The sequence below is a fragment of the Calditrichota bacterium genome, from assembly GCA_014359355.1.
GTDB lineage: Bacteria > Zhuqueibacterota > Zhuqueibacteria > JANLFK01 > Oleimicrobiaceae > Oleimicrobium.
This window is the reverse complement of record JACIZP010000082.1, coordinates 1-13,103: the sequence shown is the minus strand read 5'-3', so window position 1 is coordinate 13,103 and position 13,103 is coordinate 1. Positions and strand designations below refer to the sequence as shown.

At 61.1% G+C, this 13,103-nt stretch carries 12 protein-coding genes; 7 read left to right on the top strand and 5 right to left on the bottom strand.

Annotation, left to right across the window (positions count from 1 at the left end; all coding sequences use genetic code 11):
* The 6 genes from H5U38_03640 to phoU form a co-directional block, all read left to right on the top strand.
* On the top strand, positions 1-794 hold a 794-nt coding region (locus tag H5U38_03640), incomplete at its 5' end, for a hypothetical protein (GenBank protein MBC7186109.1).
* Between the two features lie 28 nt (positions 795-822).
* A complete protein-coding gene (locus H5U38_03635; protein ID MBC7186108.1) occupies positions 823-1,707 on the top strand; it encodes a PstS family phosphate ABC transporter substrate-binding protein in 885 nt (294 codons plus the stop codon).
* Between the two features lie 191 nt (positions 1,708-1,898).
* The gene (pstC, locus tag H5U38_03630) at positions 1,899-2,798 is read left to right on the top strand and encodes a phosphate ABC transporter permease subunit PstC (GenBank protein MBC7186107.1); all 900 of its coding nucleotides are present in this window, start codon (positions 1,899-1,901) and stop codon (positions 2,796-2,798) included.
* Entirely contained in the window at positions 2,795-3,667 is an 873-nt protein-coding gene (gene pstA / locus H5U38_03625) for a phosphate ABC transporter permease PstA (protein MBC7186106.1), read from the top strand. The genes pstC and pstA overlap by 4 nt, the downstream gene beginning before the upstream one ends.
* A gap of 24 nt (positions 3,668-3,691) precedes the next feature.
* Complete coding sequence (locus tag H5U38_03620) at positions 3,692-4,450, top strand: phosphate ABC transporter ATP-binding protein (GenBank protein ID MBC7186105.1); 759 nt, start codon at positions 3,692-3,694, stop codon at positions 4,448-4,450.
* A gap of 32 nt (positions 4,451-4,482) precedes the next feature.
* Positions 4,483-5,166: a phosphate signaling complex protein PhoU gene (phoU, locus tag H5U38_03615; GenBank protein MBC7186104.1), complete on the top strand. Its 684-nt coding sequence runs from the start codon at positions 4,483-4,485 to the stop codon at positions 5,164-5,166.
* Positions 5,167-5,179: 13 nt separating this feature from the next.
* Here the strand turns inward: phoU and H5U38_03610 are convergent, their stop codons facing one another.
* On the bottom strand, positions 5,180-6,247 hold the full coding sequence (locus tag H5U38_03610; protein ID MBC7186103.1) for a 4Fe-4S binding protein: 1,068 nt from the start codon (positions 6,245-6,247) through the stop codon (positions 5,180-5,182).
* 786 nt (positions 6,248-7,033) lie between these two features.
* Here H5U38_03610 and H5U38_03605 point away from each other — a divergent pair.
* Entirely contained in the window at positions 7,034-7,642 is a 609-nt protein-coding gene (locus H5U38_03605) for an outer membrane beta-barrel protein (GenBank protein ID MBC7186102.1), read from the top strand.
* A 77-nt stretch (positions 7,643-7,719) separates the two neighbouring features.
* Here the strand turns inward: H5U38_03605 and H5U38_03600 are convergent, their stop codons facing one another.
* The 4 genes from H5U38_03600 to H5U38_03585 all read right to left on the bottom strand — a co-directional run.
* Positions 7,720-8,628, bottom strand: a complete 909-nt coding sequence (locus H5U38_03600) for a DUF72 domain-containing protein (protein MBC7186101.1) — start codon at positions 8,626-8,628, stop codon at positions 7,720-7,722.
* Positions 8,629-8,668: 40 nt separating this feature from the next.
* Entirely contained in the window at positions 8,669-10,942 is a 2,274-nt protein-coding gene (locus H5U38_03595) for a DEAD/DEAH box helicase (GenBank protein MBC7186100.1), read from the bottom strand.
* On the bottom strand, positions 10,939-12,186 hold the full coding sequence (locus H5U38_03590) for a ribonuclease H-like domain-containing protein (protein ID MBC7186099.1): 1,248 nt from the start codon (positions 12,184-12,186) through the stop codon (positions 10,939-10,941). The genes H5U38_03595 and H5U38_03590 overlap by 4 nt, the downstream gene beginning before the upstream one ends.
* A gap of 99 nt (positions 12,187-12,285) precedes the next feature.
* Positions 12,286-13,103, bottom strand: an 818-nt coding sequence (locus H5U38_03585; protein ID MBC7186098.1) for a DNA polymerase III subunit alpha, incomplete at its 5' end; no start/stop codon positions are given.

Here is a 13,103-nt window from a genome sequence, read left to right as displayed (position 1 = left end):
TCAAGAACAGCGAAGAGCTTTGGGGCTACCGCTCCATCGAAAAGACGATTATGGACCTGAACAAGATCTCTTCCTCGGCGGACATGGGCTTGGCCATCAAGGGCGACCTCTTCGGCAGCACGATCCATCATTGGCTGGCGGTGTTCAACGGCTCCGGCTATGGTTCCTCGGAGATAGACCGCTTCAAGAAGGTGGGGTACGCCTTGTGGCTCACGCCCATGCGTGGGGTCATCATCGAGGGATACGCCGACTATGAGAATCTGGCCAAGCGCGAACTGCAGACGGCCGTGGAGCTGAGCTCCGCAAAGGACTATCGGTTAGCCAGCAGCTACCATACCCTCAAGGCGTTCGTGGGATATGACCACCGCAGGTTCTCCCTTGGGGCCGAGGTCTTTCAGCGAACCAACAAGGAGTCAGGCATAACCGACGTCACCATCGAGGCCAACGCGGTGAAGAACTATGCGCCGGCAGATGTGCAGCGATTCGGTTATTCGGTTTTCGCCTCCGTCATCACCACAATCCCGAGACTCAAGGTGTTTGCACGCTATGACTTTTTCGACCCCAACACCAAGTCGGACGTGTTTACTGCCTTCAAGAATGGGGTTCTCATCGGCGGCGAGAAGAACGAGGAAGAAACCATCTTCGCCGGCCTGGACTACATCCCCGTGGCAGGCATTCACGTCATGCCGAACGTGATTGTCAAGAAGTACGCGGCGCCAAAGGTCGACAGTGATCTCACTGCTCGCTTGACATTGTCGTACAACTACAGCTCGGGTAAGATAGTCGTCGAGTAGACGTAACTAACCAGAGGGAGGTTTCGCGATGAGAAGAATCATGGCAATCCTGATCGCAGGTGTGTTCGTCCCCACCTTGCTCTTCTCACAGGAGCTGTTGCAGATTAGGGGCTCCGACACGATGGTCAACCTGGTGCAGCGGTTGGCTGAGGTGTACATGGAAAAGAACCCGCAGGTGGCGTGTGCGGTGTCCGGAGGTGGATCGGGCGTGGGCATCGCCGCACTCATTGCCAATCGCGTCCACATCGCCAACGCGTCACGGGAAATGAAGGAAAAGGAATACGCCGCTGCCAAGGAGAACGGGGTCATCCCAGTGGAGATAGCCATCGCCATCGATGCCCTTTCCATTGCGGTCAACAGCAGCAACCCCGTCACCAAGCTCACCAAGGACCAAATTGGCGCCATTTTCCGCGGCGAGATTACCAACTGGAGCGAAGTAGGCGGACCGAACCTACCGATCTCCCTGTACGGCCGCCAGCCGAACTCGGGTACCTACGTGTTTTTCCAGGAGTTCGTGTTGGGCAACAAGAACTACTCGCCCAGGATGAAGCAGATGAACGGCAACGCGCAGATAGTCGAAGCCCTGCGCACCGACAAGGGCGGCATTGGCTATGTGGGCGTCGGCTACGTGCGTGACGAGCAAGGGCAAGTCATCCCCGGCCTCAAGGTCGTCGAGGTGGCCAAGGACGCAAAGTCACCCGGGGTATCGCCGCTCCTCACCGAGAATATCACCACTGGGCGTTATCCCATCGCGCGAGCGCTTTACCAGTACGCCAACGGAACGCCGAAGGGCGCAGTGAGAAGCTTCATCGCCTTCGAACTCAGCGCCGAAGGGCAGAAGATAGTGGAAGAGATGGGGTTCTACCCCGTTTCCGGAAAGTACTTAGAGGCGAACAAGAAGCTCGGCTTCTAATGGCCGCACCGTAGAGCTGTGCTTGCTCCTCCAAGGCGCTTCCGCGGAGAATTTCTGCCGGAGGCGCCTTTTTGTAACATGGATGTAATATGGGAAGGTTATATTACAACGCCTTCATGGAGCGAGAGCCGGGCTTGAGCGGAAGCGTTGAGATTTGAGGAGGCCGTTTGTCTAAGCAGCCAACAGATAACCTGCGCAGGCGTTTTTCTTCGTGGCGCGATCTCAAGGAGAACGCGCTGCGACTTTTCTTTGCCGCCAACGGCGTGTTGGCTATCGTCATCCTCCTGGGTATCTTCTCCCTTTTGTTCACAGAAAGCCTGCCGGCGCTCAAGCAGCTTGGGGTGGGTGAATTTTTCTTCCACTTGCGTTGGGATCCCACGTCGCCCGAACGGGCCTCTTATGGGATACTGGCCATGGTGCTCAGCACGCTCATGGTGAGCTTTGGGGCCCTGGTCATCGCGGTGCCGGTGGGTGTGGCCTGCGCCGCTTTCCTTGCCGATGTGGCGCCACCCCAGCTGCGGGAGGTTTTGAAGCCGGTGGTGGAAATCTTAGCCAGCATCCCCTCGGTGGTGGTTGGCTTTCTCGGCGTGGTGCTTGTCGGCCCTGTCATAGCGCGGGTCTTCCGCATGCCCAGCGGCCTGTGCGCTCTGAACGGCGCCCTTTTGCTGGCGGTCATGGCCCTGCCGACCATCGTCAGCATCTGTGAAGACGCCATCGTGTCGGTGCCCCAGGAGTTCAAGAGCGCCTCCTTGGCGCTTGGCGCCACCAAGTGGCAGACACTGGTGCACGTGACGCTGCCCTCGGCCTCTTCTGGCATCATTGCGGCGGTAATGCTCGGCATGGGACGGGCCATCGGCGAGACGATGACCGTGCTTATGGCGACGGGCAACGCAGCAGCCGTCCCCAGGAGCTTTCTCGACCCCGTGCGCACGATGACCGCCACCATCGCCATCGAAATGGGAGAGACTGTGCAGGGGAGCTTGCATTATCAATCGCTGTTCGTCATCGGGCTGGTGCTTTTCTGCATGACCTTTGCTGTCAATGTGGTCTCAGACCTCGTGTTGGAACGCTTCCAGCGGGTGCGACGATGAGAAAGTCGTGGAGAAAGCTCAGCGAGGCCCTGGGTTTTGCGCTGCTTGGGGTGGCCGCGCTGCTGGTGGTGGCGGTGCTGGTCCTCATCTTGTACGACATCGTGGCCAAGGGTGGCAAGGCGGTCACCTGGGCCTTTATCACTCAGAAGCCCACCAAAGGGATGACCGCCGGCGGCATCTGGCCGGCCATTGTCGGCACGTTCTGGGTGAGCTTGGTGACCGTGACCGTCTCCGTGCCGCTGGGTATGTGCGCAGCTATCTATTTGAATGAGTACGCTCGGCAGGGGCGGCTTGTGCGCCTCATCCGGGTGGCCATTCGCAACCTTTCGGGTGTGCCGTCCATCGTGTACGGACTTTTCGGCCTCGGCCTGTTCGTGCTCACGCTCAACCTTGGTCTTTCGGTCCTCTCGGCAGGATTCACCCTGGGGCTGCTGACCTTGCCCTGGACCATCACCGCCAGCGAGGAGGCGCTCAAGACCGTGCCCTTCTCCTACCGCGAAGGGGCCCTTGCTCTGGGCGCGACCAAATGGCAGACTATCCGTACCAACGTCCTGCCCTACGCAGTGCCAGGGATGCTTACGGGCACCATTCTTGGACTGGCGCGGGCTGCGGGCGAGACGGCCCCTATCCTCTTCACCGGAGCGGCCTTTTTCTGGCCCTTTCTCGCACGGTTCCCCAAGGTATTGACCACCCAGTTTATGGCCCTGCCCTACCACTTGTTCATCATGTCCACGCAGCACCACGAGATTGCCAAGGTGCGACCTCTTGCTTATGGGACGGCGCTGGTGCTGGTCATGCTCATTTTTGTCTTGAATTTGGGGGCGGTGCTCATTCGCTACCGGTTCCGCAGGAAATTCCGCCGCGCGTAGGCAGCTCAAGGACACAACGCAGAGATGGGAAACATCAAGATCAAGACCAAGCACTTTAGCTTCTACTACGGGAGTGTGAGGGCGCTGTGCGATGTCAGCATGGACATCGAGGCGAACAAGGTCACTGCCCTCATCGGCCCCTCCGGATGCGGCAAGTCCACCTTTTTGCGCTCGCTGAATCGCATGAACGACATCATCCCCGGGACGCGCGTGGAGGGCACCATTCTCCTTGACGGCGTGGACATCTATGACCGGCGCGTGGATGTGGTGGAACTGCGGCGCAAAGTGGGGATGGTTTTTCAAAAGTCCAACCCTTTCCCCAAGTCGATTTTCGACAACGTGGCCTATGGGCTGCGTATTCACGGGGTGCACGATCCTGCGGTGTTGGCGCAGCGGGTGGAGGAGAGCCTCAGGGACGCCGCCTTGTGGGACGAGGTCAAGGACCGCTTGAACAAGTCAGCCATGGACCTTTCGGGCGGGCAACAGCAACGGTTGTGCATCGCAAGGGCCTTGGCGGTGCGCCCGGAAGTGATTTTGATGGATGAGCCTGCCTCGGCGCTCGACCCCATCGCCACGCAAAAGATCGAGGAGCTCATTTTTCAGCTGAAGCAGCACTACACCATCGTCATCGTCACCCACAACATGCAGCAGGCGGCGCGCGTCTCGGACTACACCGGTTTCTTCTACCTTGGCGAGTTGATCGAGTTCGGCGAGACGGATCAGATTTTCACGCGGCCGCGCCAGAAGAGGACCGAGGACTATGTAACCGGGCGCTTCGGATGATGCCGCCCGTTCATTAGCAGAGGAAAAAACTTATGGAACGGCACTTTCATGAGCAGCTCCAAGAGCTCAAGGCCACCTTAACGCAAATGGCCACGTTGGTGGAAGGAGCCATCAGCAAGGCGGTGGCGTCGTTGATCGACCGGGACAAGTCGCTCGCCGAGCAAGTCATCGCCGGCGACGACGCCATCAACAGCTTAGAGATCGCCATCGACGAGCAGTGCCTGAAGCTTTTGGCGCTGCATCAGCCCATGGCCGGTGACCTACGCTTTGTCACCTCGGCCATCAAGATCAACAACGACCTGGAGCGTATGGGCGATCACGCCGTCAATATTGCCGAGCGGGCGATTCTCCTGTGCGAGCAGGAACAGCTCAAGCCGCTCATCGACATCCCGCGCATGGCCGTGCTCGCGCAAGAGATGGTCAGGGATAGCATTCAGAGCTTTGTCACCGGCGACGTGCAGCGGGCCAGGGACATTTGCGTGCGGGATGACCAGGTGGACAACCTCGACGATCAGGTGTTTCGTGAACTCCTCACCTACATGGTGGAGGACCCCCGCACCATCTCCCGGGCGCTCCACTTGATAATCATTAGCAAGAACTTGGAGCGCATTGCCGACCTTTCCACCAACATCGCCGAAGAGGTGATTTTCATCTATCAGGCACACACCATCAAGCACCACATCGAGGAGAAACGGGGAGACGTGCGCGGGCGATAGGGACAAGGTGCCCTCACGGCGTGCTGTCTCTCCGGGCAGCTAAGCGGGCGTTCCGCCACTCTTCCTCTGTGCGCGGCGGCGACTGCCGATCTTCCGGTGCGCGAAGTTCCAGGCGAATGGCGCCGGTGGGGCAGGTGCTCACACACAGGCCACAGCCCACACAGCGGCGCACCTCCACGGTGCAGGAAGCGCCGTCAAGGGCCAGGGCGCCGAACTGGCAGCGCTCTATGCAGGTGCCGCAGGCGCTGCACAACGTGGAGTCCACAGACGCCTGGTAGGACGAAGGAGCGACGGCACCGAGCGCGCCCAACTCCGCAATGCCGCGCAGCACCCCGCAGGAGCAGATGCAGCAGTTGCAGATGTAGCTCACCCCTTCCTGCACGTTCGAAGTCGAGTGGACAAGCCCTTCTTGTTCGGCAGCAGCCAGCACCGCCAGAGCCTCCTCCTTGCTCAGCGCGCGGATGGCCGTGGCATGGTCAAATGCTCCAGGTCGCGGCGAAAGCACAAGGCAGTTGTCGACTGAGTGCCGGCACCCCTGCCCGATCAGGCGCTTTTGCACGCGGCAGATGCAATTCAGCACACCCCATGCGCGCGCTTGCTCGATGTAGTGGCTGGCCTGCTCGTATGGCAGCACCTCAACTTCCCAAGGAAAGGCCTGCTCCACGGGAATGACGCTATGCACGTACGGCCGCGCAGTCATGACGCGATGGATGTCCTGGCGGTAGTAGTCCTCAAAAAGGTGTGCAAACTCTTCGTCGATCTGCGCGTTCTGGTGCTCGTAGATGCCGACCACAAAGGGTAGCAGCTTGTAGGCGAATCCTCCTTTCCCCGGCTCCGCGTCGATCAGCCCCTTCTTTAGCATCTCCTTGAGTATGTGGCGGAGTTCATGGCGGTCTCGGCCCAGGCGCAGGGCGAGTTCCTCTGCTGTCTCCGGCTGAAGGGTCAATTCCGCTGCCAAAGCCGCTTCTTCGGGTGTGAAGAGCTTGGCCAAGAGGCGCAGCTCCACACCGCTTGCCGTGCGTGGGAAGCCGTTGGGTGTCTGGTCTAAGCGCTGCGCCAGCTTCTCATAGGGATCTTCCATGGACGACTCACAAGATGATGCTCTGAGCGGAGCGCACCGGCGATCGGCGCCGCTCTTGGTCTGCCACCAGCCTTTTCTTCCCTTATGCAGGGATTTACTTCTCTCCGCCTCTCGCAAGGACGGGGTGGCGCAGGTGACCCGCGGTGCTCCTGGCTCGGTGCCCGAGTTCGCTCCGACACAGGCGAACACCCTTCCGGTGCTCGCATCGTAAAGCACCATTCGAGGACTCGGCTCTGCGAGCAGGTCCGGCCGGTGCGTCCGCCCCCTCGTCCGGGGCAACGGCTCTCAGCCGCCTCTTGCCCTCGCGGCGGTGCGAGAACACGTACGTGCCGCCATTTTACGAATTCTGAGCGAGGAAAACAAGGGAATTGTGTAGGAGAAGGGAGCGGAGAAAGGGTCCCTGCTGGTCGTTCGGGCCCGTGTTCGCCCACGCCGCGCCGTGAAGAAGGGGTGAAAAAGACGTTGACTTTCTCTGAGGCTGGGTGTATATTCTCTCCCAAGGCAACTTTCCGGGAGGCCCTGTGGCCTCGTGGAGGCGTGGACCGCCGATGTCGTTCTTTGGAGTGCAGTGCCTTCCTGGACTGTAGGGCCTGCCGGCCATAGTGAAGGGGCGGTTCCAAGAGGGAGGGCTGGAGTTCAAAGCCTTGATGTACTGCGGGGGAATTGGCTGTCCACCTACGCCGCCTCTCGGCCTTGTGGCATCCCATGAAGGCGATGCCTTCTGGAGGCGCGACGAAGGTGAGGGCGGTCAGGAGGCTTGGCGTGTACGATACGAAGGGAACGCCAATGAGAAACGTTCTGCTTGTCATTGTGGCCATCTCTTTTGCCTTGGCCGGTAGGGCCGGGGCGCAATTCGCCGTCGGGCCGCGTGTGGTGGTCTCCGTACCCACCGGCTCAATGGCCGATGAGCTGAAAAGCGGAGAGGGAGTGGGAGTAAAGGCCTTTTACACCCTGCCCCAAGCGCAGGTGCTGGCCTTGCGCGGCGACTTTGACTATCTCTCCTACAGCTCCAGGCCCGTGGGGGACTTTTACTACTACGCGGGTTCCCAACGCCAGGAGGCCTTCCGGCTCACCGTTGGGCCACAGCTCGCGGTGGACGTCGGCAGGTTCCGCATCTACGCGGCAGCGCTGGGTGGCTTGTACATCTTCCAGGACGTATACGCAGTGACAGATGCCTGGGGCTTCGGCTACTCCGAGAGCAAGACCAGGACCAAGTGGGAGTGGAACGCCGGCGGGGGTGCCATGGTCGACATCGGCCTCGGCCCCTGGGTGGACGTCGAGTGCCGCTACCACAGCGTCAAAGACATGGTCAGCATGCGCCAGGACAACGTGACGACCGAGTCCGATGGCGAGGACATCAGCGTCCACCTCGGAGTGGTCTTCTTCTTGCGGTGAGGCGGGCTCGTCGGCGGCCAAGCGGGGAAAACGAGACCGCAGATAACCGCAGCTTGTCCCGGCGCAAGGCGACGGATCTACGAGAGCAGATTTTGCCGCAGGAGCTGGTCTAACTCGGTGATGGTGAGCGGCGCCGAGCCCTCCGCCCGATTGTTGATGAGAATGTAGGCCGGCACCTTCCGCTCCATGGCCATGGCTGCCAGGCGCAGCACATCCTGGCGCATGCGCGGCTGCCGCTCCACAATCTTGTCGTACGGCTGAAAGCGCTTGACCGCCTCTTCGTAGCGCATCCCTAAGGGCGTGAGCACGCGGCACACGATAAAATCCGCAGTCACGGCGTCGTAGCGTAGCTGCTCGCTGATGGGTGGCATAAAGCTCCAGTGGTTGAACACGTGCGCCACCCCGTGCTTGCGGAGCACGGCAAAATAGGCCGGGGCAAGAAAGTTGCGATTGCGGATTTCGACGCTGTATTGAAAGTCCTTTGGCACTTGGGCAAAGAAGCCGTCCAGCCGCTCAGCGAAGGCGTGCACCGAGGGCATGTCCTCCCGCGACAGATAGCCGAACTCAAAGATGAACGGCCCGGCAAAGTTGGCGAAAGCCTTGCGATAGGGTTCCAGCACCTTGCTGACGAAGTGCTCGACGCTGAGGAAGTTGGGGTTCTCCTTGCCCCTGTTGTCGCCGTAGCGGGGATGATTGGGGTAGCGCTTGACGGTGATTTCTTCCCACACCTTTGAGCACGCCTTGAAGCCTGGCGGCAGTTGCCGGGCATAGGCGGCCAATTCGTAGGGCGAGGGCGGTCGGTAGAAGAAGAGGTCCATGCCTACCGTTGAGAACCTGCCATCGCGCGCGTATTCGGCCAGGCACTCCTTCTTGAAACGCTCGGGCCGGTAGTCCTTGTGGTAGACGATGCCTTTCCACCCCTCGTAGGTCCAGGTGCTGGTGCCCCAGTGGACATACGTCTTGTAATCAGTCTCAGAGAATGGCATAGCACGCTCCTTGCGCACAATAGTGCGGCGATCGGCCGGCTCACTGGCCGACTCCCAACCCCAACAGGCGCAACGCCTCGGCCTTGCCTGTTTGCCCAACCTCCAGCGGTGGTCCCACGCAGGAGGGACAACCGCCGGTGCAGGGGCATCTGGCGATGAGGTCTCGCGCCGCCGCCAGCAGGTCGGCATGGAGGTGAAAAAGACGCCTGCTCAGGCCCACGCCCCCGGGATGGCTCTCGTAGATGTACACGGTGGGGAGCTCCGAAAACGGCGAGCGCACCATGGGCACGGCGCGGATGTCGCGCGGGTCGCAAAGTGCAAACACCGGCGCCACGTTGGCCAGCACATTGGCCACCGCCTTGAGCGCGTCCGCTAAGGTGGCCTGGTTGAGCGCCAGCGGCGCCAACTGTTCCGGCGTGATTTCCCACCAATACGCAGTGGTGTGGAGCTCCAGTTCCGGCAGATTGATCTTGCCCCAGCCGACGTTTTCGTGCGTGCCGAACTTGATCTTCTTGTAGATGGTCGGGATGGTCGTCACGCTCACCTCGCCCAGCGCCTTGTTTCCGCCCGGCACCGCCTCTTGGGCCTCGACGTCCAGGACGCGGATGTGGCTCTTTTCCTCTGCGTCGGTGTAATGGTCAACGGCCACTTCGTGGACGTAGGCCTTGCGGCGCTCCCAGTCCAAGGTGTCCACGTGGTATTGCTTGCTCTCGTGCATGTAGATGGCCCCCTCATGCACGAGCATTGGCGCGCTAAATTGGTCGACCTCGCCGATGACCCGCTCCTTGCCCTTTGTCGTGGTATCGATGATGACGAAATTGCCGGTGGAGGCACTGCGTAGGCTTACTTCCTCAGCCGGGTAGATGTCGCTGGCCCAGTGGTATTTGCCCTCGCTGCGGTGCAGTACCTGGTTCTGCTCCAAGTAGTCGAGGATCTTGCCGGTGGTCTCCACGCCAAAGCGCTCGCCCTCCTCGAAGGGGAGCTCGAACGCCGCGCATTTGACATGGCTCATGAGCACCAGGAGGTTGTTCGGGTCGATGATGCCGGCTTCGGGGGGCTGTCCGAAGAAGTACTCAGGATGGTTGACGATGTACTGGTCAAGAGGCGCGCTGGAGGCCACCAGGATTGCCACCGAGGCATCCAGGCGGCGCCCTGCGCGACCGGCCTGTTGCCAGGTGCTGGCGATCGTCCCCGGGTAGCCCGCCATGATGCAGGCATCTAACTGTCCGATGTCGATGCCCAACTCTAAGGCATTGGTGCTGACCACGCCGAGTATCTCGCCGCTGCGCAGCCCCCTTTCAATCTCGCGCCGCTCGTTGGGCAGATAGCCGCCGCGATAGCCGCGCACACGGCTTTCTGGTTTGTGCAACTGGCGCATGGTCTCTTTAAGGTAGCTGAGAAGGATCTCCACCCGTAGACGGCTGCGCGCGAACAGGATGGTCTGCACATCGCCGGCCAGGAAGTAGCGGGCAATCTTCTGCGCCTCGCGCACCGAAGACCGGCGAATGCCCAGCTCTCTGTTCACCACCGGCGGATTGTACAGGATGAAATGCTTCTCCCCGCGCGGTGCCCCGTTGTTGTCAATGAGCTCCACCTGCTCCTCGACCAGCCGCTCGGCCAGCTCTTTGGGATTGGCCACGGTGGCAGAGCAGCAGATGAACTGCGGGTTGGAACCATAGAAACGGCAGACGCGCTTCAGGCGGCGCACGACGTTGGCCAAATGACTGCCAAAAACGCCCCGGTAGTTGTGGATTTCGTCGATGACCACGTAGCGCAGGTTTTCGAACAGGCGCAGCCACTTGGTGTGGTGGGGCAGAATGCCCTGGTGGAGCATGTCAGGATTGGTGACTACAATGTGCCCTGAGGTGCGGATGGCCTGCCGCGCCGAGGACGGGGTGTCGCCGTCAAAGGTGAACGTCTTGATGTCCTCACCCAGCAGAGTGACAATGTCGTGCAGCTCGGCCACCTGGTCCTGGGAAAGTGCCTTGGTGGGAAAGAGGTACAAGGCGCGCGCCTCCGGCTCGCCGAGGATTGTGTTGAGCACGGGCAGGTTGTAGCATAGAGTCTTGCCGGAGGCAGTGGGGGTGACCACCACCACATGTCGCCCGGTGGCCAGGGCTTGCAACGCGGCCCCCTGGTGACTGTAAAGTTGACGGATGCCCATCTCCTTGACCGCCGCCACCAGCCGTTGGTTCAAGTGCGCCGGAAAGTCCGTGTACTGTGCAGCCCGCGCCGGCAGAACCTGCCAGTGGGTGACGTTGTCTCGAAACTCCGGTGTCTGCTGCAGCCTGTCCAAGATCTGAGCGACGGTCATCGGCGAGGGTCCTCGAGCGGAAAGTTCTGGCTGATTGGTGCTTTCCTCATCCTGGCGAGGAGGCGCCGGCGCCGGTGCAGGAGCTCAGCGCGTTGTTCTTCCGCTTGCCACCTGTCGCCGTAGAGCTCGTCCACCTCCAGAGCGTGCAAGGCGCGGTCGACCAGCTCCATTGCCCGCTGGTACTGGCGGGCGCGGTGTTCGTAGTATTTGGCCAGCTCCACGTAGGGGAAAACACCGCCGGCCCCTTGGGCGACCATTTCCTCCCAGAGTGCGATGGCCCTATCCAACTGGCCCAGGCGCTTGTAGCAGAGGCTGAGGCGCACCAACGCCGGCGTGGACGCTCGTGGGTCCAGCCCCTTGGCACGAGCAAGTTCGTAAAGGGCGGCGCTGCGTTGGAACAGGCGCAAGTCCTCGTAGACGCGGCCGAGGGCGAGCAAATCGTTGCCTTCCCTGGCGAACGTGTGTGGTTCCGCATGGAGCTGGAGGAGCTTTGCGGCAAGGTGCATGAGGGAGAGAATGTCCTGGCGGTTGTGCTCGAAGACCAACGGCATTTGTGCAGCGTCCCGGGAGCGCAGGTAGGCAAAGTAGAGGCTGGGGATGAGATGGCCTGGAACGTCCTGGGCGCGTCTGATGCCCAGGAGCTGCGTCTCCACGGCGTTTAGCGTCATCGCCTCGATACGGTCGCGCCACAGGCGGCGGGCCGCGTGCAGTAGGTCCAGGTGCAGCAAGGGCTGTGGCGCAGGCATGCGGCGCAGGGCAAAACGCGTGAGCAGGAGGGGGTAATCGTAGGCCTTGCCGTTGTAAGTGACCAGGCCTTCGCAGGCGCTGAGCTCGTCGCGCACGGCATGAAGGAGGGCAGGTTCCTCGCTCAAGTTGCGCATGAAGAACTGCTTGATGACGGCGTCGCCGTCGACGAGGGTCCCAATGCCGACCAGGAAGCAGTAGGTGCCGGAGCCACCGGCTAACCCTGTGGTTTCGCAGTCCACAAAGGCCGCACGGCGCAGGTCGAGGGTCTGCAACGACTCGTCCTTGCCCACCAGTTGGAGCAACCCGAAGGAGCGGGCCAGGATATCCGCGACCGCAAGCGGCTGTCGAAAGGTGCTGGCAAAGCAGCTCCCCATCGGCGTCTGCAGAAGCCGCCCGGGGAAGTGAGCCTCAATGTCCCTGCCACCGACCTTTGGCTGTGTTGGTGGCGTGGAGAGGCTTATGGAGTCGATCCAGCGTAGCTTGTCTACAATGTCCATGGCGCGCCGCGTCGTTGCCTGCCAGCTTGGCCTCCTGGGCTTTACCAGGACTTGGCAGTGACAAGATGTAAAATTCCTGACAATTAATCAACAGGAATCTTACAGAAAACGGACGTCGAACACGTTGAGGGTCACCGCGCCGTACTCTTCCTGCACGCGCCCGCGCAGCACGTAGGGGCGGGTGTCGCTGATCATCCGCGCGAATTTGGCGTAGGCCTGCGGGAAAAAGACCGTCTCATAGAGCGCGGTGGTGTCTTCAAAACTCATAAACTCCATCGGTTCGTCGCGCTTGGTGGAGACGACCTTGCCGGTCACCCACCAGCCGATGGTCGTCACAGCCCGCCCGGCGTAGCGGTGGAGCTCTTTGGCCGGCACATAGTCCAACCCCTTGAGGCGCTCCTGGTACAGGGTCAGCGGGTGGCGACTGATGAGGAACCCCAAGGTCTCCATTTCGTGGCGCAGGACAGTGCGCTCGTCATAATCCGGAATGTCAGGAAGGTCAAGGGGTTCGTCCGGAAACAGAGGGAGCACCTGTGCCGCAGTGCGGTGCCTTTTGGCTGCCCAGTACTGCAGGTGCCACATGAGTTCAGGACGCGAGGCGTGCGGCTCCACGCAGTCGAACGCCCCGGCTTTAATGAGCAAGCGCACCTGCGCTGGGTCGATGCGCACGCGCTGCAGGAAATCGTCGAACGAGCGGAACGGCCCGTGGGCGCGTGCTGCCAAAATGGCCGCGATGCTCCCCTCAGATAGGCCTTTAATCTGCATCAGGCCGACGCGCAGCTCTTGGCCTCGGCCGGTATAGTGGCGCTCGCTGCGGTTGACGTCGGGCAGCAACACCTTCAGCCCCATGCGCCGCGCTTCCGACAGATAGGCGAAGGTGGAGTAGTAGCCCCCCTGGTTGGAGATGACCGCGGCCA